The organism is Vibrio sp. Vb2131 (genome assembly GCF_033338535.1).
Taxonomy (GTDB): Bacteria; Pseudomonadota; Gammaproteobacteria; order Enterobacterales; family Vibrionaceae; genus Vibrio; species Vibrio alginolyticus.
The window spans coordinates 43,467-66,215 of sequence record NZ_JAWOSW010000003.1; the positions used below are offsets into that span (position 1 = coordinate 43,467).

18 protein-coding genes are annotated in these 22,749 nt (G+C 45.9%); 16 read left to right on the plus strand and 2 right to left on the minus strand.

What is annotated here, in order from left to right:
• Positions 1–12 precede the first annotated feature (12 nt).
• Complete coding sequence (nadB, locus tag R7E38_RS04290; protein WP_005380947.1) at positions 13–1,626, minus strand: L-aspartate oxidase; 1,614 nt, start codon at positions 1,624–1,626, stop codon at positions 13–15.
• 554 nt (positions 1,627–2,180) lie between these two features.
• Here nadB and rpoE point away from each other — a divergent pair.
• From rpoE to acpS, 11 genes are all read left to right on the plus strand, one after another.
• On the plus strand, positions 2,181–2,759 hold the full coding sequence (gene rpoE / locus R7E38_RS04295; RefSeq protein ID WP_005380946.1) for an RNA polymerase sigma factor RpoE: 579 nt from the start codon (positions 2,181–2,183) through the stop codon (positions 2,757–2,759).
• Between the two features lie 26 nt (positions 2,760–2,785).
• Entirely contained in the window at positions 2,786–3,412 is a 627-nt protein-coding gene (locus R7E38_RS04300) for a sigma-E factor negative regulatory protein (protein ID WP_213899244.1), read from the plus strand.
• Complete coding sequence (gene rseB, locus R7E38_RS04305; protein ID WP_005380941.1) at positions 3,409–4,368, plus strand: sigma-E factor regulatory protein RseB; 960 nt, start codon at positions 3,409–3,411, stop codon at positions 4,366–4,368. Before R7E38_RS04300 ends, rseB begins: the two co-directional genes overlap by 4 nt.
• A gap of 2 nt (positions 4,369–4,370) precedes the next feature.
• A complete protein-coding gene (locus R7E38_RS04310) occupies positions 4,371–4,841 on the plus strand; it encodes a SoxR reducing system RseC family protein (protein ID WP_149191724.1) in 471 nt (156 codons plus the stop codon).
• Between the two features lie 158 nt (positions 4,842–4,999).
• The gene (gene lepA / locus R7E38_RS04315; protein ID WP_005380934.1) at positions 5,000–6,793 is read left to right on the plus strand and encodes a translation elongation factor 4; all 1,794 of its coding nucleotides are present in this window, start codon (positions 5,000–5,002) and stop codon (positions 6,791–6,793) included.
• A gap of 104 nt (positions 6,794–6,897) precedes the next feature.
• A complete protein-coding gene (gene lepB / locus R7E38_RS04320; RefSeq protein WP_005380933.1) occupies positions 6,898–7,797 on the plus strand; it encodes a signal peptidase I in 900 nt (299 codons plus the stop codon).
• 21 nt (positions 7,798–7,818) lie between these two features.
• Positions 7,819–8,496: a ribonuclease III gene (gene rnc / locus R7E38_RS04325; RefSeq protein ID WP_005380932.1), complete on the plus strand. Its 678-nt coding sequence runs from the start codon at positions 7,819–7,821 to the stop codon at positions 8,494–8,496.
• Positions 8,489–9,451: a GTPase Era gene (gene era / locus R7E38_RS04330; protein ID WP_005380931.1), complete on the plus strand. Its 963-nt coding sequence runs from the start codon at positions 8,489–8,491 to the stop codon at positions 9,449–9,451. Before rnc ends, era begins: the two co-directional genes overlap by 8 nt.
• Before the next feature lie 115 nt (positions 9,452–9,566).
• Positions 9,567–10,298: a DNA repair protein RecO gene (gene recO / locus R7E38_RS04335; RefSeq protein WP_005384578.1), complete on the plus strand. Its 732-nt coding sequence runs from the start codon at positions 9,567–9,569 to the stop codon at positions 10,296–10,298.
• The gene (gene pdxJ, locus R7E38_RS04340; protein ID WP_005384579.1) at positions 10,295–11,029 is read left to right on the plus strand and encodes a pyridoxine 5'-phosphate synthase; all 735 of its coding nucleotides are present in this window, start codon (positions 10,295–10,297) and stop codon (positions 11,027–11,029) included. The genes recO and pdxJ overlap by 4 nt, the downstream gene beginning before the upstream one ends.
• 10 nt (positions 11,030–11,039) lie before the next feature.
• Positions 11,040–11,420: a holo-ACP synthase gene (gene acpS / locus R7E38_RS04345; RefSeq protein WP_005380927.1), complete on the plus strand. Its 381-nt coding sequence runs from the start codon at positions 11,040–11,042 to the stop codon at positions 11,418–11,420.
• Between the two features lie 69 nt (positions 11,421–11,489).
• Here acpS and barA read toward each other — a convergent pair whose 3' ends face one another.
• Entirely contained in the window at positions 11,490–14,288 is a 2,799-nt protein-coding gene (gene barA / locus R7E38_RS04350) for a two-component sensor histidine kinase BarA (RefSeq protein WP_033907441.1), read from the minus strand.
• A 192-nt stretch (positions 14,289–14,480) separates the two neighbouring features.
• Between barA and rlmD the strand changes: the two genes are divergently transcribed.
• The 5 genes from rlmD to eno all read left to right on the plus strand — a co-directional run bounded on the left by rlmD (position 14,481) and on the right by eno (position 22,522).
• A complete protein-coding gene (gene rlmD, locus R7E38_RS04355) occupies positions 14,481–15,800 on the plus strand; it encodes a 23S rRNA (uracil(1939)-C(5))-methyltransferase RlmD (RefSeq protein ID WP_213867355.1) in 1,320 nt (439 codons plus the stop codon).
• A 123-nt stretch (positions 15,801–15,923) separates the two neighbouring features.
• The gene (relA, locus tag R7E38_RS04360) at positions 15,924–18,143 is read left to right on the plus strand and encodes a GTP diphosphokinase (protein ID WP_005380915.1); all 2,220 of its coding nucleotides are present in this window, start codon (positions 15,924–15,926) and stop codon (positions 18,141–18,143) included.
• A gap of 349 nt (positions 18,144–18,492) precedes the next feature.
• Positions 18,493–19,296: a nucleoside triphosphate pyrophosphohydrolase gene (gene mazG, locus R7E38_RS04365; protein WP_005383780.1), complete on the plus strand. Its 804-nt coding sequence runs from the start codon at positions 18,493–18,495 to the stop codon at positions 19,294–19,296.
• A 205-nt stretch (positions 19,297–19,501) separates the two neighbouring features.
• Positions 19,502–21,142 (plus strand): CTP synthase, encoded by a 1,641-nt coding sequence (locus tag R7E38_RS04370; protein WP_021034029.1) that lies wholly within the window; start codon positions 19,502–19,504, stop codon positions 21,140–21,142.
• 78 nt (positions 21,143–21,220) lie between these two features.
• Positions 21,221–22,522 carry a phosphopyruvate hydratase gene (eno, locus tag R7E38_RS04375; RefSeq protein WP_005383785.1) on the plus strand — a complete coding sequence of 434 codons (1,302 nt, stop codon included), beginning with the start codon at positions 21,221–21,223 and terminating at the stop codon, positions 22,520–22,522.
• Positions 22,523–22,749: the final 227 nt, after the last annotated feature.

Below are 22,749 nucleotides of genomic sequence, written 5' to 3' on the forward strand. Positions count from 1 at the left end.
TACTTGGTAGAGTTAAAGCTGTTTAGCTGGAACCAAAATCGTTGGTCCGCTGTTTTCCAGTTGGTTCGGATAATCAAGCGTGTAGTGCAAACCTCGACTCTCTTTACGCTGCATCGCACAACGAACCATCAACTCTGCTACTTGTAAAAGGTTACGCAGTTCTAATAAGTTGTTCGACACTCGAAAATTGCTGTAGTACTCGTGTGTTTCTTGTTGCAACAGTTGGATACGGCGTAAGGCGCGCTCTAAACGCTTGTCAGTTCGCACAATGCCCATGTAGTCCCACATAAACAGACGAAGCTCGTGCCAGTTGTGCTGAATGATCACTTCTTCATCACTATTGGTTACTTTGCTTTCATCCCAACATGGCACCTGTGAAGGTAGCTCAACGTTAGTGTGATGTTTTAGAATATCTTTTGCCGCAGACCAAGCATAAACCACGCATTCGAGAAGTGAGTTTGATGCCATGCGGTTAGCACCATGCAGCCCGGTGTAGCTAACTTCACCAATCGCATACAAATTTTTCAGATCGGTGCAGCCATTTCTATCCACCATGACACCGCCACAAGTGTAGTGTGCAGCAGGTACGATTGGGATTGGCTCTTTAGTCATGTCAATGCCCAAGTCCATCAAACGTGAATAAATGGTTGGGAAGTGTTTCGTAATAAAGTCAGCAGGCTTATGGCTGATGTCGAGATACATACAGTCGGCACCTAAACGCTTCATTTCGAAGTCGATAGCACGAGCCACGACGTCACGCGGAGCAAGCTCTTTACGTTCATCGAAATCCGGCATAAAGCGAGAGCCATCTGGACGACGCAGGTAAGCACCTTCGCCACGCAACGCTTCAGTCAGCAAGAAGTTACGTGCTTCTGGGTGATATAAACACGTAGGGTGGAACTGGTTAAATTCCATATTCGCCACACGACACCCTGCACGCCAAGCAATCGCAATACCATCACCAGACGACACATCTGGGTTAGAGGTGTATTGATAAACCTTTGAAGCACCACCTGTAGCGAGAACCACAAATTTGGCTCGCACGGTTTCGACATGCTCTTCGTTGCGGTTCCAAATATAAGCACCGATAACTTTGTTTTTATCACCGCCAATTTTGTCTTCGGTGATTAAGTCCAGAGCATTGTGACGTTCGAGAACATGAATGTTTGGATGGTTATGAGCGTTATCTTGCAGGGAGGTTTGCATCGCCATACCTGTCGCATCTGCCGCGTGAAGAATACGACGACGGCTATGACCACCTTCACGAGTTAAGTGGTAGCGAGGTTCATCGTCAGAGTCATCTTCTTCACGATCAAATGGGACACCACCGTCAATCAACCACTGTACACACTCTTTTGAATGCTCAGCAATGAACCTTACGGTCTCCTCATCGCAAATACCATCCCCGGCGATTTGCGTGTCTTCAACGTGTGAATCAATGGTGTCTGACTCATCAAATACGGCAGCGATACCGCCTTGAGCATAGTAGGTTGCCCCTTCGCTGCGTGGTCCTTTACTCAGCACCATCACCTTACAGTGGTTAGCAACGCGCAAAGCCAACGACAAACCTGCCGCGCCACTCCCTACCACTAATACATCACACTCATGTTCACGATTTGTGTTCATATAACTTTTATAATCCCAAGCTAAGGTAACAAAGTTACCTTGTGTATTATTTGCACACCATGTGCATTCCATTATCGCGACATCTGTCGCTAAGGGCTAAGTTGGGAGACCTATCGACGTCCGTGTTACGGCGGTGACTGAGCCACTCTTCTTTTTCATGCAGAGCATGAGCATGCTTCCTAAGTTATAATTTGTAACGCGGTGTTCAGATAGCCATTAGCCATGCAAATGAAAAGTAATAGTTTGTCAATGCCATTGCTTTTCCATGCCCGACCCAGCACAATCTGGGACAGAGATCATTCATTATACCCATTTCCCTCCAAGATGCTCGCTTGTCAAACTTAGACTAAAGTCAGGCAGCGGTGGTCATTTGGGTACAGACATCACATTGTGAAAAAACAATGACAAAAAACTTGAGAAACCATGGAACTTTCTCATTCACGTTAGGGTCACAATAGTGCTCAAGTAAGCAGTGGTGTCAATACTACGTTTTGCATAATTAGTACCCATATCTGAGAAGAGTAGGGGCATAACAAATAGGAGTATCCGCTCGAATGAACGAGCAGCTGACCGATCAAGTATTGATTGAGCGAGTTCAGAATGGCGATAAGCAAGCATTCAACCTGTTGGTAACAAAGTACCAGAATAAGGTATGTAATCTTATTTCCAGATACGTTAGTAATCCTGGCGATGTACCAGATGTAGCACAAGAAGCGTTTATTAAAGCTTACCGAGCTATCCCTAGCTTTCGTGGGGAAAGTGCGTTTTATACGTGGCTGTATCGCATTGCAGTGAATACTGCGAAAAATCACATTGTTGCTCAAGGGCGTAGACCTCCAGCGACAGATGTCGATGCTGAAGATGCTGAATTTTACGAAACAGGTAGTGCACTTAAAGAAATATCGAACCCTGAGAACTTAACGTTGTCCAAAGAATTGCAACGGGTGGTGTTCAGTGCAATCGAAGCTTTACCTGAAGATTTAAAAACCGCAATGACATTACGAGAGCTCGATGGCTTGAGTTATGAAGAAATTGCAGAAGTGATGGATTGCCCGGTAGGAACGGTACGATCGCGTATCTTCCGTGCTCGTGAGGCGGTGGAAAAGAAAATCAGACCTCTTTTGCAACGCTAGTACAAGTAATAACTATGGTGAAAATAATGGCTGACAAAGAAAAACTTTCAGCTCTCATGGATGGAGAATTGGTTGATAAGGCTTTAATTCAAGAGTTAGAGCAAAACCAAGAGAGCCGTGATGCTTGGCAGAACTATCACCTGATTGGTGATGTGATGCGAGGCGAAGCGCCAGCAAAACCTGAGTGGAATATTGCTGAAAGCGTGGCGTTAGCGTTAGAAGATGAACCTGCACACCGTGCGTTTGATTCGCACAGTGCAAATGTTATCTCAATTGCGGATACGCCAAAAGAGTCGCAACCAGAACCGCAAAAAGCAAAACGTCACTTGCCAGGTTGGTTGACGCAGTTTGGTCAAGTTGCTGTTGCTGCATGTGTATCGCTTGTTGTTATTTTAGGTGTACAGCAGTACGGTGGTAGCGATTCAATGTCGCCGCAAGCAGATCAATTACCTGTATTGCAGACGGTTCCGTTTGCTGGCAGCGCAGAACCAGTGAGTTTGACTCGTGAGTCTGTAGAACGTTCTGTAGGCGAGGCAAATATGCAAGAGCAGCGCAAGCGTGTTCATGCTATGCTGCGAGACTACGAATTGCAGTTACGAATTAACAGTGATGCATCTCAACAAGATGCAAATCTGAATCCGGATATTGAATGAAAAAATTTCTGATCAGCGCTTGCGCTCTGTTCAGTATGATGTCTTCTCAAGCCTTTGCTGGTGACAAGCCAGCGGAGGCTTTATTGCATCAAATGAGCGAGGCGAGTAAGAATTTAAGTTACGAACTCTCTTATATCCTTATCAAAAAGAACAGCATTGAGCCGTTGCTGTATCGTCATGCCACGCATGGTGACGATCAATATGCTCATCTTGTCTACTTAAGTGGCCCTGTGCGTGAAGTGATTCGTCGCGGAACTGAAGTAAGTTATATCGAAACGGGTTTAGAACCGTTCACCATCGAGTCAGGTAAAATGGTCGCTCCGACTATGCCTATGCTCAACACCAATATCGATGAGCTAAACTTGTATTACGACTACGTAAAAGTGGGTAGAGCTCGTGAAGCTGGTGTGGCAACACAAGTGCTGCGTATTGTTCCTAAAGACGGTCTGCGCTATTCATACGTACTATGGATCGATGAGAAGAGTAAATTGCCGTTACGTGCCGACCTTGTGGACCGCGATGGTGAGATGCTTGAACAATATCGCACTATTTCTTACACGGTAAACCCAAAAATCGCAGAGTTAATGAGTGGCCTGCAAGATGTTCAATTACCTGCTGTTCTCACCATGCCAAAAGGCGATATTGGGACCAGTAATTGGCAGGTTGGTTGGATCCCTGAGGGTTTCGAGCCGAACGAGCTCAACCGCTATCGTATGGCCGTTACTAACCAAATGGTGGAGAGCCAGCTGTATTCTGATGGTCTGTTTAGCTTCTCTGTTTACGTAGCAAACAAGGATGAGCATTCGTTAAAAGGGCAGTTGGTTCGCCAAGGCAGAAGAACGCTACACAGTTTTGTGAGTGGTCAACATGAAATCTCTGTTGTAGGAGACATTCCACCGACCACAGCACAGCGTATCGCCCAATCTGTCACATTTAATGTAACAAAGAGTAAATAACAATGATGACCGCGTTGGCTACCGTGACAGACGTGCATCGTCGCGGCAAGCAATACGAAATTGATTTAAGTTGCGAACAGCAGACCAGTTGCAGTAGTTGCTCTTCACAGAAAAGCTGTGGAACGGGCGTTGTTACTAAAGCCATTGGTAACAAGAGTTTATCTTGGCACCTGCGCACGGATAAATCGGTGAAAATAGGTCAAGTCGTCGAGATTGGTTTTCCTGAGTCGAGCCTAATAAAATCAGCAATGGCGGTTTATTTACTGCCATTGTTTGGTTTGATTATCGGTGCGATGTTTGGTCACTTCCTATTAGCGCCACTGACAGCCGGCGGGGAAGGCATCATCATATTGGCTTCGGTATTGTTTGCAGCTGGTGGAATGTGGGTCGCAAAACGTGTTTCTCGTCCGTTAGAAGATGAATCCAAGCGCCAAGTTACCCTCGTTCGGGTACTTGGAGAGCCAATCCAGTAAGTGCTGTCCCCCTCCACTAAAGGTTATTTGGGTATGTACTTTAAATTACGTGCGCCCGTTAACGAAATTCGGTAGAATCTGCCAACTTGATTGAAATGCCGTCAGTATATGGCGTTTCTTACTGTCCCTATTTGTAAAGAGTTAGTCACCCTAAATCTATGAAGCACATTCGTAACTTTTCGATTATCGCCCACATCGACCATGGTAAGTCGACCCTATCAGACCGTCTAATCCAAGTTTGTGGCGGGTTAACCGATCGTGAAATGGCCGCACAGGTTCTGGATTCTATGGATCTTGAACGTGAGCGTGGCATCACCATCAAATCTCAGAGTGTGACGCTAAACTACACCGCTAAAGACGGTGAGACGTATCAGCTGAACTTCATCGATACTCCGGGGCACGTTGACTTTGCATATGAAGTATCACGTTCTCTAGCGGCTTGTGAAGGTGCGCTATTGGTTGTGGATGCGGGTCAAGGTGTTGAAGCTCAAACACTGGCTAACTGTTACACCGCGATCGAAATGGATCTAGAGGTTGTGCCAATCTTGAACAAGATTGACCTACCAGCAGCCGATCCTGAGCGTGTAGCGGAAGAAATTGAAGAAATCGTTGGTATCGATGCAATGGAAGCAACCCGCTGTTCTGCGAAGACAGGCATCGGTGTTGATGACGTTCTAGAGAACATTGTGTCAGCGATTCCAGCACCGGAAGGTGATCCAGATGCGCCACTACAAGCGCTGATCATAGACTCATGGTTTGATAACTACCTTGGCGTTGTTTCTCTAGTGCGTATTAAAAACGGCGAACTGAAGAAGAACGATAAGATCAAAGTGATGAGTACGGGCCAAGTTTGGGGTGTAGACCGCCTTGGTATCTTTACGCCAAAACAAGTAGATACCGATACCCTTCGTACTGGTGAAGTAGGTTGGGTTGTTTGTGGTATCAAAGACATTCTTGGTGCCCCTGTTGGTGATACGCTGACTCTAGCGAAGAATGGTTGTGATAAACCGCTACCTGGCTTTAAGAAAGTTAAACCTCAGGTTTACGCAGGTCTGTTCCCTGTATCTTCCGACGATTACGAAAACTTCCGTGACGCACTAGGCAAACTAAGCCTTAACGACGCATCGCTATTCTACGAGCCAGAAAACTCTGCGGCACTTGGCTTTGGTTTCCGTTGTGGTTTCCTTGGCATGTTGCACATGGAAATCATCCAAGAGCGTCTAGAGCGTGAATACGACTTGGATCTTATTACCACAGCACCAACGGTAGTTTACGAAGTTGAGAAGACGGATGGCGATCTGCTGTATGTTGATAGCCCAGCAAAACTACCAGCGATCAATGATATTGAAGAAATTCGTGAACCGATTGCGCGTTGTAACATCCTTGTGCCTTCAGAGTACCTAGGTAACGTAATCACACTGTGTGTTGAAAAGCGAGGCAGTCAAGTTGATATGGTTTACCACGGTAACCAAGTCGCTGTGACTTACGATATTCCAATGGCTGAAGTGGTACTGGATTTCTTCGATCGTCTGAAATCAACATCACGCGGTTACGCATCTTTGGATTACAACTTCCAGCGTTTTGAAGCTTCGAACATGGTACGTGTAGACGTTCTTCTTAACGGTGACACTGTTGATGCATTGGCGATGATCACACACAAAGATCAGTCTCAGACTCGCGGTCGTCAGTTGGTAGAGAAGATGAAAGAATTCATCCCTCGCCAAATGTTTGATATCGCAATCCAAGCGGCAATTGGTAACCACATTATCGCTCGTTCAACGGTAAAACAGTTGCGTAAGAACGTTATTGCGAAATGTTACGGCGGTGACGTAAGTCGTAAGAAGAAACTTCTGAAGAAACAGAAAGAAGGTAAGAAACGCATGAAGCAGATCGGTAACGTTGAGCTGCCTCAAGAAGCGTTCCTAGCCATCCTTCACGTAGGTAAAGACTAAAGTTGAACTTTGTCTCACACTTGTCGGTCTTAAGACGTTAGATATTAAAATAAGTGAAAGGGTTTCGGCTCTTTCACTTTCGTATTTTTAGATAAGGGAATTTAATGGCGAATACATTCTCACTGATGTTGGTTATTGCGACTTTGGTAACTGGCGTGGTTTGGCTATTGGAAAAGCTGGTTTTCGCGAAAAAGCGTCAGGAAAAACTGGCTGAGATTCAAGCTCAGACGTCTAATGGTTTGGATGCAGTGACCTTGCAAAAAGTTGAGCGTCAGCCTTGGTGGGTTGAAAATAGCGTCTCTATTTTCCCTGTGATCGCGTTCGTTTTAGTATTACGTTCTTTTATCTACGAACCATTTCAAATCCCATCAGGCTCAATGATGCCTACCTTGCTGGTTGGCGATTTCATTTTAGTTGAGAAGTACGCGTACGGTCTAAAAGACCCAGTATGGCGTACTCAGCTAGTGGAAACTGGTAAGCCTGAGCGTGGTGATATCGTGGTATTCAAATACCCACCACAACCAAGTGTGGACTACATTAAGCGTGTAGTTGGTTTACCTGGTGATATCGTGCGTTATTCAAGTGATAAGCAGCTTTGCGTGCAAAGCCAAGGCGAATCGGCATGTAAGCCAGTTAAACTGAGCAATGTTGAAGAAAGTCAGTTTAGCTCGAACGGTATTCCAATGATCCAACTGGATGAAAAATTGGGTAACGTTGAGCACAATATTTTGGTTAACCCTCTTGTGCGTAACCGCGTGGAGCAATATTTCCCACGCAGCGGAACGACAGAGTGGGTTGTACCACAAGGTCAGTATTTTGTGATGGGTGATAACCGTGACAACAGTGCTGACAGCCGTTACTGGGGCTTTGTTCCAGAAGCAAACTTAGTCGGTAAAGCTGTCGCGATCTGGATCAGCTTCGAGTTTGATCGTGGCGCAGATAGTGTTCTACCTTCATGGATTCCAACTGGTGTGCGTTTTAACCGCATCGGTGGCATTCACTAACCATTCAAATATCGAGAGAGTATGAATTCTCCAATTGATAAACTAGAGAGAAAGCTCGGCTACCAGTTTCAAGATGCCGGGCTTATCAATTTGGCGCTGACGCACCGCAGCGCCAACAGTAAGCACAATGAACGTCTTGAGTTTCTGGGCGATTCAATTTTAAGTTTTGTCATCGCTGATGATCTGTACCATCGTTTCCCAAAAGTGAACGAAGGTGACATGAGCCGCATGCGTGCTACTTTGGTTCGCGGACATACATTGGCGGAACTGGGTCGTGAATTCGATCTAGGAGATTATTTAAAATTAGGTCCAGGTGAATTGAAGAGTGGCGGTTTTCGCCGAGACTCTATTTTAGCCGATGCGGTTGAAGCCATTATTGGCGCAATTTACCTAGACAGTGATCTTGAAGTTGTGCGAGGCATTGTACTGAGTTGGTATCAGTCACGCCTTGAAGCCATTAAACCAGGCGTTTCACAGAAAGATCCGAAAACTCGCCTACAAGAGTTCCTACAAGGCAGAAGAAAACCGCTGCCTGTCTACACAGTGACTAATATTAAAGGTGAAGCGCACAACCAAGAGTTCACGGTTGAGTGCGAAGTAGCAGGTGTGGATAAGCCTGTAATCGGTAAAGGCACCAGCCGCCGCAAGGCAGAACAAGCGGCTGCTGAAACAGCACTTGAGCAATTAACAAATGGCTGATAACGAATTCGATATCGATGCGTTTTTCGCATCACAAGGTGAGCCAAGCTCGCCAGAAAACCAACACTGTGGCTTTATTGCTATTGTTGGTCGTCCAAACGTAGGTAAGTCGACACTTTTGAACAAGATTTTGGGTCAGAAGATTTCGATCACCTCTCGTAAGCCGCAAACGACACGCCACCGTATTATGGGTGTGGATACGGACGGCGATTACCAAGCGATTTACGTCGACACGCCTGGACTTCACATTGAAGAAAAGCGTGCGATCAACCGTTTGATGAACCGTGCAGCTAACTCGTCATTGAGTGATGTAAACCTTGTGTTCTTCTTAGTCGATGGTACGCATTGGACTAAAGACGATGAGATGGTGCTGACCAAACTTCAAAAATCGAACTTCCCAGTTGTGCTTTGTGTAAACAAAGTCGACAACGTACAAGATCGTAACGACGTGATGCTACACATGGCGGAGATGTCGAAGAAGATGGACTTCGTGGATGTTGTGCCAATCTCTGCCAAGCAAGGTAAGAACATTGATGTACTGCGTAAGCACGTGCGTAATCACTTACCTAAAGCAACGCATCACTTCCCAGAAGAATACGTGACTGACCGTTCTCAGCGTTTTATGGCGTCTGAGATTGTGCGTGAAAAGCTGATGCGCTTTACTGGTGAAGAGCTGCCATACTCAGTAACGGTTGAAATTGAACGTTTTGATTACAACCCCGAAACCGACGGTTTCCACATCAATGCCTTGATTCTTGTTGAGCGTAATGGTCAGAAGAAAATGGTGATTGGCAAAGGCGGCGAGAAGATTAAAACCATTGGTCGCGAAGCGCGTTTGGATATGGAAGAATTGTTCGGTCGTAAAGTTTACCTAGAAACCTGGGTAAAAGTGAAATCTGGCTGGGCAGACGACGAACGAGCGTTGCGATCGTTGGGTTATATAGACGATTTATAATCTTGGCTGCGAAGGTGCTTCGCTCCAACATCGATGAAAAATCAGTATCGATTAAAATAAGGAGCCGCTCGGCTCCTTATTTTTTATTTCACACTTTTTAGGCACAATGACTTAGATGAGTAATCTGTCTTCCGAAGGTTTACAGCGCTGTTTTGTATTGCACCGACGCCCTTACAGTGAATCGAGCTTAATCCTTGATGTATTTAGTGAGGAATATGGCCGAATGACTTTAATGGCCAAAGGCGCGCGCAGTAAGCGTTCGAACTTAAAAGGCGCATTGCAACCTTTTACCCCGCTATTACTTAAATGGTCGGGGAAAGGCTCAATGAAAACTTTGCGTCAAGCCGAGCCGATAAGCCTAGGTTTGCCGTTAACGGGCATTAATCTCTACTCAGCCATGTACGTCAATGAACTGATTGGCCGTATTTTGATGGCTGAAGTGCCGATGCCAGCACTATTTCATGATTATTTGCATGCGTTAACCGAGTTGGCGCACAACGAGAACCCTGAGCCTGCACTGCGTCGTTTTGAGTTAGCCTTGTTGTCTGCGATGGGGTATGGCGTGGATTTTTTGCATTGTGCAGGTACCGGCGAGCCCGTCGACCCAGAAATGACCTATCGTTACCGGGAACAGAAAGGGTTTATTGCTTCGGTTAGGCGCGATAACCTAACGTTTTTAGGGAATGAACTGATTGCTATCAGTGAGCGGCGGTTCGTCACTAAAGAGCAGCTAAAAGCGGCAAAACGCTTTACACGTATAGCCTTAAAGCCGTATCTTGGCGGCAAACCTTTAAAAAGTCGTGAATTTTTCATTCAGACCCCCAGAGCACGGAGTAACGGAAAATGAGCTCAATTTATTTAGGCGTCAATATCGACCATATTGCCACTCTACGTAATGCACGTGGTACAAAATACCCGGATCCTGTTCACGCTGCTGAAATTGCAGAGCGTGCAGGCGCGGACGGTATCACTATCCACTTACGTGAAGACCGTCGCCATATTTTGGATCGTGATGTACGTATTCTGCGTGAAACCATTCAAACGCGTATGAATCTAGAGATGGCAGTGACGGACGAAATGGTTGAGATTGCGCTGCAAACTAAACCAGAGTTTGTGTGTCTAGTGCCTGAAAAGCGTGAAGAACTGACGACGGAAGGTGGCTTAGATGTAGTAGGGCAGCTTGAAAAAATTAAAGCTGCGACGAAAAAGTTGACAGATGCCGGCATTAAAGTTTCGCTCTTTATTGATGCTGACCGTCAACAGATTGAAGCTGCGAAAAAGTGTGGCGCTCCGTTTATTGAGCTACATACTGGCCACTATGCAGATGCGACGACAGAAGACGAACAGCAAGCTGAACTGAAGAAGATTGCTGCTGGTGCGAGTTATGCACATGACCTAGGTATTATTGTTAATGCCGGGCATGGCCTGACTTATCACAATGTCGCACCAATTGCTGCATTACCAGAAATTTACGAACTCAACATTGGTCACTCAATCATTGGTCGCGCGGTATTTGATGGTTTAAATAAAGCGGTTGCTGACATGAAAGCACTGATGATTGAGGCTCGCCAGTCATAGGGCTATCTAGATGGCGATTATAGGGTTAGGGACCGACATTGCAGAAATTGAGCGTATTGAAAAAGCGTTAGCTCGTAGTGGTGAACCTTTTGCTCAGCGGATTCTTTCAGAAGAAGAAATGGCCAAATTCTCACAGCTTAAGCTGCAAGGTCGTTATCTTGCTAAGCGCTTTGCAGTTAAAGAAGCGGCCTCAAAAGCATTGGGAACAGGGATCGCAAAAGGGGTCACGTTTCACGACTTTTCCATCTCGAACGATGAGCTTGGAAAACCAGTGCTCGCATTGACGGGCACAGCCAAGCAAATAGCGGATGCGATGGGCGTTAACCACATTCACCTGTCCATTTCCGATGAGCGTCATTACGCTGTGGCGACGGTCATTTTTGAATCCTAGCTTGTAAGTCTTAAACAAAATACTAAAAAGCCAGAGCATTTGCTCTGGCTTTTGTTTCTCTTCAATAGATCACTGTTCAAGGTATAACTTTGCGGTTGTTGTTACTTTAATCATTTCATCTTGCAGCTCGAACATTTCAGGCTCAACCTCCTCAAGACTGATCCCTGAGCGCAGTGCTTGCTCAAGCGTCGCACAGAGTGACTTCAGTCTTGGAACGCCACAATATGAACTACTGCCGTGCAGCTTATGGATGACATGAATTAGGTCATCACGAGAGATATCTTCTTGCTCCAGAGCTTGGTCAACGACTGCTTCTACTTCAGGGATGAACTCAATCAACATGCGTAGCATGTCTTTAGCGAGATCCTCTTTATTCGCGCTCTGTTTCAAGGCTGCTTGCCAATCAATAATCACATCCTGCTGAGGCGAAGAAACGGATTGTGGTGCGCTTCCTTCAGGTTCATCAACGTATGAAGGGGCGACTTTGCCAATGCTCTCTGTACAAGCATTTGGGTTCCAGTGAACCAAAACCTGTTGTAGCACATGCTCTTCAATAGGTTTGGTCAAGTAGTCATCCATTCCTGCCGAGAGCAAGCGGTCTCGTTCCCCTGCCATGGCATGTGCCGTTACCGCAATCACTGGCGTGTCTTTATTTAGCTCCAACTCTTTAATGTGCTTACAAGCGGTCACCCCATCCATTTGTGGCATTTGAATATCCATGAAGATTAAATCGTACTTTTTCTCTGTCGCCAGGTTCACCGCTTGCTGGCCATTGCTACAGGCGGTGACGGTTTCTACTCGTTCGCGGAGCAGTGCAGAGATCAGCTTCAAGTTTGCAGGGTTGTCATCCACTGCTAGTACAGTGAGAGGTAAACGGTCCCCTTCGCTTGGCGTAATTGGAGCGCTTAATACCGGTGGCGATTCTACATGTTCGCTAATCAGGCTTTGTAGCAACTTACGGCGAGACAATGGTTTCGTCAGGCACTGGACGTGATGCTCTGTCATTATTTGGTCCGCAAGCGCCAATTCGGTACTCGGTGTCCCTAGGAGAACACTCGGAGCCATGCGTTTCGCTTGTTCTATCCAAGGTGTAATAACTTCCGCATCGTGAGTCTGGTTGGCCGCTAAATTCAACAGTACATAATCATATTGTTCTTCGTTGTTTGGTAGCGAAGAGCGGTAGGTTACTAAAATACCCTCCTGACTTAGAATCTGTTGGGTTACGGATGCGGCTTGCATGTTTGGTTCAATCAGCAGTAACTGCTTCCCAGTCAGAAGTTCCACTTCAATCAGTTCGCTCATTGGCATCTCGGTTGAGTGCAAGCGCACCGTAAACCAGAAGGTTGAACCTTGGTGTAGACGGCTGGTTAAACTGATTTCGCCGCCCATCTGGCTCACCAGTTTCTGAGTGATAACCAGACCAAGACCAGTACCGCCGTAACGACGTGAAATACTTGCATCTGCTTGGCTAAAGGCTTGGAACAACTGCGCTTGCTGACGCTCAGAGATACCAATACCGGTATCACGCACCATGAATTGTAGTTCGACGGAGTCTCCTGATTGAGAGCGCATTTCTACGCTAACATCAATGTTGCCTCGCTCGGTAAACTTGATTGAGTTACCGACTAAGTTCGTCAAAATTTGCTGGATACGTAGTGGATCCCCAACTAAACCCGGTGGAATTTTAGGGTCCACTTTTAGGGTGATTTCTAACCCTTTCTCATGTGCACTTGTGGCTTGTAGGTTAATTACCTCTTCTAAACTTTCTCGGAAATCAAAAGGAATGTTTTCCAGCGCCAGCTTACCCGCTTCAAGTTTCGAGAAGTCGAGAATGTCATTGATGATATTCAGCAGGTTGTTCGCCGACTTCTCAATCGTCTGTAGGTAATCCGTTTGGCTGTTAGAAAGCTGCGTTTTAAGCATTTGACGAGTAAAGCCGATCACCCCATTGAGCGGAGTACGCAGCTCGTGCGACATGTTCGCCAAGAACTCTGACTTAACCCTGGCCGCTTCTTGCGCGCGTTTCTTCGCGATATCCAGCTCAACGTTCTGAATTTCTAGCTGCTCAAGCGTTTCACGTAAGTCGGACGTGGCTTGGTCTATACTGTGCTGCATCTCTACGTGATATTCTGATAACGATACCGCCATGGCGTTGATGCCATTTTTTAGCTGGTCTAACTCACCGTGCATTTTGCCTTCGATACGCACATCAAGATGACCGCGGCGAATGCGGTCAACGACATTCTTCATGTGGGTGATAGGTTGGGTCACATCGTGCATTAGACGTGAAGCAAACACACTTGCTAAGCCAAGACCGAGAACCAGAACTAAAAACGCAGAAAAGACTTCTTGATACTGTTGCAGCCTCAAGGAGGAGAGATCTAACTCGACGGCGATGTAACCAATCGCTTTTGTGCCTTGGCTTTCGTTCGACAACTCCGCTAAGTAGTGACCTTCTGACAAAATGGGGACACGCAATATCAGTGAGTTTTCGTAGATTTCCGAATTACCCAGTTGCGGGATCGGTTTATCTTTGGGAAACATCAAGGCTTCAAAATTAGGATGAAAGTTAGAGGTCACAAAGAGCTCATGATGTTCATCAAATACCGCGATACTACGAACCAGTTTGGAGTTTTTGCGGTGCGCGTAGCTTATCAAGCGACGTACCGCCTCTCGGCTTTCTGATAGTAGATGAGTTTCACTGGCAATCGCCAGCGGCTCAATAATGCTGTTACCAGTGGTGATAACTTGTTTCTCAAGGTCTTGGTAGCGGTTAAATGAGAAAAAGCCGCTCAGTAATAAACCAATAATGAGAGTGGGAGCGAGAGTTAGTGTAATTACACGTGCTCGTAAGCCATATCTGGTCATGTTATCTAATTACATCGGAGTCTGGATATGGGAAAATAACGCATTATTTCTCAAGCGCACGATAAAGCCTTGAGCAAAGAAGTGACGTCACCGAATAAACGGTAAGCATAATCAAGTCACTCGAATCACACAACGGCTGCAATCAAGAATAGTGAAGCCGAAGAGCAATTACATATAAATCAGGCATAGAGCATGGCACGCATCTTTCAACCGAAAAAGAAAACCCAACTCAATACTCGGCACCAAGCAGTGCAAGTAGAGCGTTTAGATCACCACGGCGCAGGCATTGCTTACCTCAAAAAGAAGCCATTGTTTATTGATGGAGCACTGCCGGGTGAGGAGGTGGTCACTCAATTGGTGGAAGAAAAGAGCAAATACGCTCGCGGTAAGTTGATTAAAATCCTTAAGCCGAGTGAAGCTCGTGTGGAGCCATTTTGCCCACATTATCATGAGTGCGGTGGCTGTGATTTGCAGCATCTAGATTATGGCCAACAATTGACGTACAAACAGCAAACGTTGCGTCAGCTAATGCGAAAATTTTCAGGCAGTGACATTGAACTAGATGCCCCGTTATTGGGAGATTCGCAGGCCTACCGTCGCCGTGCGAGAGTGAGCTTGTTTGTTGATAAAAAAACACGTCAGCTACATTTTGGTTTCCGTAAAAAGCAGAGTAAGCAAATTGCGCAAGTGACCGATTGCCCAGTGCTGGCACCGGAACTGAATGTTTTGCTGCCAGAGATTTACTCAGCCCTAAAAGCGTTCAAAAAGCCGGAACAATTAGGTCATGTAGAGCTGGTACTTGGCGATAATGGGCCGTGTATTACGCTGCGCCACTTGAGCGCTCTGACAACGAGTGAAACTCAATCTCTAACGGAGTTGGCAAAACGTCATGGCGCATCGTTGTACTTAATGCCATCGACAGAACAATTAGACCTTATCGAAGGCGATATGCCTTTTTATCAAGAAGTTGGAGTGAAAATCCCTTTTGCACCAAATAACTTTATTCAAGTAAACCAAGGTGTAAACCAACAAATGGTCAAACAAGCGGTTGAGTGGTTAGACCCACAAAAGAGTGACCGAGTGTTAGATTTGTTCTGTGGTTTAGGCAACTTTAGTTTACCAGTTGCGAAATTAGCTAAGCACGTGGTTGGAGTAGAGGGTGTTGCAGAGATGGTAGAAAAAGCCACAAACAATGCATCTTTGAACCAAATCAATAACGCGCAATTTTATCACGCTAACCTTGAGCAAGATTTTGAAGGCCAAGCCTGGGCCGCAGAGCGGTTTGATAAAGTATTATTAGACCCGGCACGCGCGGGAGCGAGTGGGATCATCGATCAAGTTTCTGAGCTTGGCGCACAGCGTGTAGTTTATGTTTCTTGTAATCCTGCTACCCTTGCTAGGGATAGTCAAAGCTTGATAGAGCAAGGCTATAAATTAACTAAATTAGGTATGCTGGATATGTTCCCTCATACCAGTCATCTAGAATCGATGGCATTGTTTGAAAAGTCCTAACTTTAGGACTTTGACCCCTTATTTGTGGTGGGTGGTCATAAAGCCAGCGTGTACGCGCGGTAAAAAGAACTAACCTGGACGGTGTTAGTCAAACCACACGAATATAATAATTAGGATGATGAGATGGTTGCGGTAAGAAGCGCGCATTTAAACCAAGATGAACAGTTTGAACTCGAAAACTGGGTGGCTAGCCTAGGACAAGAGAAAAACACAGCCTCACGCTTAATCGAAGTATATCGAGATTGCCAGACAGTATTAGCTGATAACGAGCAAGCGGAACTGTTGTTGTGGCGTGGACGAGAAATGATCGAAATTTTGATCACCTTGTCTATGGACCAAGCCACTTTAGTGGCTGCTCAACTGTTTCCTTTGGTTTCAAGTGGTGCTTTTAACAGAGAAATTCTGGAAGAGAAATACAGCAAAGAAATCATAAAATTAATCGACGGCGTTGAAGAAATGGCTGCTATTGGCCAACTCAACGTCAACATGGAAGGCAGTGCAGCGTCATCTCAGGTAGATAACGTACGCCGCATGCTGCTTGCCATGGTGGATGACTTCCGCTGCGTAGTTATCAAGCTCGCGGAACGAATTTGTAACCTTATTGAAGTTAAAAAAGCGCCAGATGAAGTTCGACGTGCGGCGGCAAAAGAGTGTGCCAACATCTATGCGCCGCTAGCAAACCGATTAGGCATCGGTCAGCTGAAATGGGAAATTGAAGATTACGCTTTCCGCTACCAACAACCGGAAACTTACAAACAAATTGCCAAACAGCTTTCTGAGAGGCGCATCGTTCGTGAACAGTACATCAAAGACTTTGTTGAAGACCTCACGCACGAAATGGAAGTGTCGGGCATCAATGCCGAAGTGAGTGGTCGACCTAAGCACATCTACAGCATTTGGCGAAAAATGCAGAAAAAGAGTTTGGCCTTTGATGAGCTGTTTGATGTGCGAGCAGTGCGTATCATCGCAGACAAACTGCAAGATTGTTACGCGGCTTTAGGCGTAGTTCACACCAAATACAAGCATCTACCGAGCGAGTTTGATGACTACGTTGCTAACCCTAAACCAAACGGTTATCAATCGATCCATACAGTAATTCTAGGGCCAGAAGGCAAAACTATCGAGATCCAGATTCGTACCAAGCAAATGCATGAAGAGTCGGAACTGGGGGTTGCAGCGCACTGGAAATATAAAGAAGGGGCAAGCAGCCGAAGCGGTTATGATGAGAAGATCACGTGGCTGCGTAAGCTACTGGATTGGCAAGAAGAAATGTCTGACTCTGGCGAAATGCTCGATGAACTGCGTAGCCAAGTCTTTGATGACCGTGTTTATGCCTTTACACCACGTGGTGATGTTGTCGATTTGCCAATGGGGGCAACGCCGCTAGATTTTGCCTATCACATTCACTCCGAAGTGGGACACCGTTGTATCGGTGCCAAAGTCGGAGGTCGTATTGTGCCATTCACGCATAAATTACATATGGGTGACCAAGTCGAGATTATCACTCAGAAAGAACCTAACCCATCACGTGACTGGTTAAACCCATCATTAGGCTTCGTTCATTCTGGTCGTGCGCGTGCCAAAATTAACGCCTGGTTCCGAAAACAAAGCCGTGAGAAGAACCTCGAAGCAGGTCGTGAAATCCTTGAGCATGAGTTAGCCAAAATTGGCGCAACGTTAAAAGATGCAGAGCATTACGCCCTCAAGCGGTTTAACGTCAAAACACCAGATGAATTGTATGTTGGGGTAGGTAGCGGTGATTTGCGCATCAACCAAATCATTAACCATATCAACGCGTTAGTTAACAAGCCAACGGCAGAGGAAGAAGACCAGCAAGCACTGGAAAAACTGCAAGAAGCTGAGCATAAATCACCCGCGCAAAGCCGACCAAAAAAAGACGCAGTTGTAGTAGAAGGCGTCGATAACCTAATGACACATCTAGCACGTTGCTGTCAGCCAATTCCAGGTGACGATATCTCTGGTTACATAACGCAAGGTCGTGGGATTTCAGTACACCGTAGTGACTGTGAACAGCTAGAAGAACTGCGCCATCATGCGCCAGAGCGCATCATCGATACAGTCTGGGGCAGCGGCTTTGTGGGGTCATACATCCTCACCGTGCGTGTTGAAGCGATGGAGCGAGGTGGTCTACTCAAAGACATTACGACACTGTTCGCCAACGAAAAGATCAAAGTGACCAGTATGAAGAACCGAGTCGACTACAGACGTCAACTTGCCATCATGGACTTTGACCTAGAAGTCACCAATATTGAGGTGCTTTCGCGGGTTTCGAAACGTGTGGAACAGATCAAGGATGTCATGACGGTGAAACGCCTCGGCTAAAACTCTCGTCATAGTTATCGTTGTAGCGTTGTTGACTGCACGCACTCGCTCCATCACATGGTGAACCATGCTCAGGAGTCTCGTTTGTTTGTCGCCTAGCTACAACTTCAACTATTTACAGAGTTACACTTGCGTCATATTTGGCTTTTTATCTGCGTTAGCTGCACTTATTCCGACGTGCCGGCTCAGGGGCATCACATAGTAGGCTATGCTCAGGAGTCGCGAAAACTTGTTGCCTTGTCAAAGTAACAATTACTTAGTGAAAGCTGCTGAGAAAATATAATGTAGAAGGTGAGTGGTTTTGGCTGCTCACCTTTTTCTTTAATAGAAAGGTTTAAAGGAACAAAAAATGAGTCATCCAATTGAACAGTTAGAACAAATCATGGCGAAGCTGCGTGACCCCGAAAACGGTTGCCCTTGGGACTTAAAACAAACCTTTGACACCATCGTTCCGCATACAATAGAAGAAACCTACGAGGTGGTGGACGCGATTCAAAATCGAGATTGGCCCAATCTAAAAGAAGAGCTAGGGGATTTGTTGTTTCAGGTGATTTTTTACAGTCAGCTAGCGAAAGAGCAAGAGCTGTTCGACTTTTCGGATGTCGTCGAAACCGTGAACGAAAAACTGACTCGTCGCCACCCGCATGTTTTTTCAGATGTTGAGTTTGAATCTGACGAGGAAATTAACGCGAACTGGGAAGCGGAAAAAGCAAAAGAAAAAGCCCTAGTAGGCAAAGCGGAAGAAAGTATCCTAGACTCAATACCAAACTCTTTACCGGCACTTTCTCGTGCTACAAAAATTCAGAAAAAATGTGCAAAATTTGGGTTTGATTGGGATTCACTTGGCCCGGTTGTCGATAAAGTACGAGAAGAAATTGACGAAGTCATGGAAGAGGCACTGCAAGTTCAGCCCGATGAAGAGAAAGTTGAGTTGGAGCTCGGTGATTTGCTATTTGCGACTGTCAATTTGGCTCGCCACCTTGATAAAAACCCAGAAGTCGCGCTAGGAAAAGCAAACGTAAAGTTTGCGCGACGTTTTAAACAAGTTGAAGGCAAGGTCCAGCAGTCAGGCAAAGTACTTACAGATTGTTCTTTATCAGAACTTGACCATTTTTGGGATGAAGTAAAACAAGAAGAATCGAGGCAGAGGTAAACTGGCAGAATACATAATATAAGGTCAGCTTGTTTGGTTACACGAAAACGGACTTTGGTTTGTCTTTGCTCACTTTGATTTGAAGCAAAAAATAAAAAATTACGGTGTGATAGATTTCACGTTGTGGCGGTAAGGAGCTTCTGGTATATTTATCTCCCGTCCAGAAGCACTCCATTTCCCTCATTCAACCAATTTCAGGTTAAACATGACGACAAATTACATTTTTGTTACTGGCGGGGTTGTATCCTCTCTAGGTAAAGGTATTGCAGCAGCATCTCTTGCGGCTATTCTAGAAGCTCGTGGTCTTAAAGTGACTATGATGAAGCTTGACCCTTACATCAACGTTGACCCGGGCACAATGAGCCCTACTCAGCACGGTGAAGTGTTCGTTACAGAAGATGGCGCAGAGACTGACCTTGACCTTGGTCACTACGAGCGTTTCATCCGTACCAAGATGACCAAGCGTAACAACTTCACTGCAGGTCGTGTTTATGCCGACGTACTTCGTAAAGAACGTCGTGGTGACTACCTAGGCGCAACTATTCAAGTTATCCCTCATATCACTAACGCAATCAAAGATCGCGTTATTGCAGGTTCTGAAGGCCATGATGTGGCTATCGTTGAAGTTGGCGGTACTGTTGGTGATATCGAATCACTACCATTTATGGAAGCGATTCGTCAGCTAGCTGTTGAGCTAGGCCGTGAGCGCGCAATGTTCATGCACCTAACACTTGTTCCTTACCTAGCGGCAGCGGGCGAAGTGAAAACTAAGCCGACGCAACACTCTGTAAAAGAACTTCTATCTATCGGTATTCAGCCAGACATCCTAGTTTGCCGTAGCGATCGCGTTATTCCTGCGAATGAGCGTAAAAAAATCGCACTGTTCTGTAATGTTCCAGAAAAAGCAGTAATTTCAATGAAGGATGTAGACTCTATCTACAAGATCCCTCAGTTGATTAAATCTCAAGGGCTAGATGACCTTGTGTGTGCTCGCTTTGGTATTACTGCTCCTGAAGCAGACCTTTCTGAATGGGAACAGGTTATCTACGAAGAAGCAAATCCTACTGGTGAAGTAACCATCGGTATGGTTGGTAAATACATTGAATTACCAGATGCATACAAATCTGTGAACGAAGCGCTTAAACACGCTGGCTTGAAAAACCGCCTAAGCGTCACAATTAAGTATGTAGACTCACAAGATATCGAAACAAAAGGCGTTGAACTTCTAGAAGGTTTGGACGCAATCCTAGTACCAGGTGGCTTCGGCGATCGTGGTATTGAAGGCAAGATCCGTGCGGCTCAATATGCACGTGAAAATAACGTGCCTTACCTAGGTATTTGTTTGGGTATGCAAGTTGCACTAATCGAATACGCGCGTAACGTTGCGGGTATGGAAGGTGCACATTCAACAGAATTTAACAAAGAGACTAAGTACCCTGTGGTAGGTTTGATCACAGAGTGGGTAGACGAATCAGGTAGCGTAGAAGAGCGTACTGAAAAGTCTGACCTAGGCGGTACGATGCGTCTTGGTTCACAGTTGTGTCACCTAGAGAAAGGGACTAAAGCTCGTGAACTGTACGGTAGCGCGACGATCCATGAACGTCACCGTCACCGTTACGAAGTGAATAACGTGCTTCGTCCGCAAATCGAAAAAGCAGGCCTAAAAGTATCAGGTCTATCTGCGGACAAGAAGTTAGTGGAAATGATTGAGAACCCAGCTCACCCATGGTTTGTAGCGGCTCAGTTCCACCCAGAATTCACCTCGACTCCTCGCGATGGACATCCATTGTTTGCAGGTTTTGTTAAGGCTGCGGGCCAAAACGCACGCGGCGAATTCGAGAAGTAAAAGGATACGGGCGGCGGCGAAGGTTGTGCTGCGGCCCTTTAAGATTGACATTTATATTTGAAACGAGAGGAAACATTAATGTCTAAGATCGTTAAAGTTCTAGGTCGTGAAATCATCGACTCACGTGGTAACCCAACTGTAGAAGCTGAAGTACACCTAGAAGGCGGTTTCGTAGGTATGGCGGCAGCTCCATCTGGCGCATCTACTGGTTCTCGCGAAGCTCTTGAGCTACGTGACGGTGACAAAGCACGTTTCCTAGGTAAAGGTGTTCTTAAAGCAGTTGAAGCTGTAAACGGCCCAATCGCTGAAGCTCTAGTTGGCAAAGACGCTAAAGACCAAGCTGCAATCGACGCAGTAATGATCGAACTAGACGGCACTGAAAACAAATCTAAATTCGGTGCTAACGCTATCCTAGCTGTTTCTCTAGCAAACGCTAAAGCTGCTGCTGCTGCGAAAGGCATGCCTCTATACGAGCACATCGCTGAGCTAAACGGCACTGCAGGTCAGTTCTCTATGCCTCTACCAATGATGAACATCATCAACGGTGGCGAGCACGCAGACAACAACGTTGACATCCAAGAGTTCATGATCCAACCAGTTGGCGCTAAGACTCTTAAAGAAGGTCTACGTATCGGTGCAGAAGTATTCCACAACCTAGCTAAAGTTCTTAAGTCTAAAGGCTACAGCACTGCAGTTGGTGATGAAGGTGGTTTCGCTCCTAACCTTAAATCTAACGCTGAAGCTCTAGAAGTTATCGCAGAAGCTGTTGCAGCTGCTGGTTACGAACTAGGTAAAGACGTTACTCTAGCTATGGACTGTGCTGCATCTGAGTTCTTCGACAAAGAAGCTGGCATCTACAACATGAAAGGCGAAGGTAAAACTTTCACTTCTGAAGAGTTCAACCACTACCTAGCTGAGCTAGCTAACCAATTCCCAATCGTTTCTATCGAAGATGGTCTAGACGAGTCTGACTGGGATGGCTTCAAGCACCAAACTGAACTACTAGGTGACAAGCTTCAACTAGTAGGTGACGATCTATTCGTTACTAACACTAAGATCCTTGCTGAAGGTATCGAGAAAGGCGTAGCTAACTCTATCCTTATCAAGTTCAACCAAATCGGTTCTCTAACTGAGACTCTAGCTGCAATCAAGATGGCTAAAGACGCAGGTTACACAGCAGTAATCTCTCACCGTTCTGGCGAAACTGAAGATGCAACTATCGCTGACCTAGCGGTAGGTACAGCAGCAGGTCAAATCAAAACTGGTTCTATGAGCCGTTCTGACCGTGTTGCTAAGTACAACCAGCTAATCCGTATCGAGGAAGCTCTAGGTGAGCGCGCTCCTTTCAACGGTCTTAAAGAAGTTAAAGGTCAAGCTTAATTCTTCACTGAATTAGCAGCTTAACTTAAAGCTTTTAAAACACCCTGCTTTGGCGGGGTGTTTTTTTATATAACGGAAGCGCTAAGTGAGCGCGCTCCTCCATGTTTCAAGGAAGCGGTCTTAAAGAAGTTAAAGATCAAGCTTAATTCTTAACTGAGTTAACGGCTTAACTTAAAGCTTTTGAAAACGCCTCACACTTGCGGGGCGTTTTTTTATACAACGGAAGC

What these genes read in the sequence shown, in the direction of transcription:
- nadB (WP_005380947.1), bottom strand. Translation starts at nt 1,626, where the DNA reads ATGAACACAAATCGTGAACATGAGTGTGATGTATTAGTGGTAGGGAGT.
- rpoE (WP_005380946.1), top strand. Translation starts at nt 2,181, where the DNA reads ATGAACGAGCAGCTGACCGATCAAGTATTGATTGAGCGAGTTCAGAAT.
- R7E38_RS04300 (WP_213899244.1), top strand. Translation starts at nt 2,786, where the DNA reads ATGGCTGACAAAGAAAAACTTTCAGCTCTCATGGATGGAGAATTGGTT.
- rseB (WP_005380941.1), top strand. Translation starts at nt 3,409, where the DNA reads ATGAAAAAATTTCTGATCAGCGCTTGCGCTCTGTTCAGTATGATGTCT.
- R7E38_RS04310 (WP_149191724.1), top strand. Translation starts at nt 4,371, where the DNA reads ATGATGACCGCGTTGGCTACCGTGACAGACGTGCATCGTCGCGGCAAG.
- lepA (WP_005380934.1), top strand. Translation starts at nt 5,000, where the DNA reads ATGAAGCACATTCGTAACTTTTCGATTATCGCCCACATCGACCATGGT.
- lepB (WP_005380933.1), top strand. Translation starts at nt 6,898, where the DNA reads ATGGCGAATACATTCTCACTGATGTTGGTTATTGCGACTTTGGTAACT.
- rnc (WP_005380932.1), top strand. Translation starts at nt 7,819, where the DNA reads ATGAATTCTCCAATTGATAAACTAGAGAGAAAGCTCGGCTACCAGTTT.
- era (WP_005380931.1), top strand. Translation starts at nt 8,489, where the DNA reads ATGGCTGATAACGAATTCGATATCGATGCGTTTTTCGCATCACAAGGT.
- recO (WP_005384578.1), top strand. Translation starts at nt 9,567, where the DNA reads ATGAGTAATCTGTCTTCCGAAGGTTTACAGCGCTGTTTTGTATTGCAC.
- pdxJ (WP_005384579.1), top strand. Translation starts at nt 10,295, where the DNA reads ATGAGCTCAATTTATTTAGGCGTCAATATCGACCATATTGCCACTCTA.
- acpS (WP_005380927.1), top strand. Translation starts at nt 11,040, where the DNA reads ATGGCGATTATAGGGTTAGGGACCGACATTGCAGAAATTGAGCGTATT.
- barA (WP_033907441.1), bottom strand. Translation starts at nt 14,288, where the DNA reads ATGACCAGATATGGCTTACGAGCACGTGTAATTACACTAACTCTCGCT.
- rlmD (WP_213867355.1), top strand. Translation starts at nt 14,481, where the DNA reads ATGGCACGCATCTTTCAACCGAAAAAGAAAACCCAACTCAATACTCGG.
- relA (WP_005380915.1), top strand. Translation starts at nt 15,924, where the DNA reads ATGGTTGCGGTAAGAAGCGCGCATTTAAACCAAGATGAACAGTTTGAA.
- mazG (WP_005383780.1), top strand. Translation starts at nt 18,493, where the DNA reads ATGAGTCATCCAATTGAACAGTTAGAACAAATCATGGCGAAGCTGCGT.
- R7E38_RS04370 (WP_021034029.1), top strand. Translation starts at nt 19,502, where the DNA reads ATGACGACAAATTACATTTTTGTTACTGGCGGGGTTGTATCCTCTCTA.
- eno (WP_005383785.1), top strand. Translation starts at nt 21,221, where the DNA reads ATGTCTAAGATCGTTAAAGTTCTAGGTCGTGAAATCATCGACTCACGT.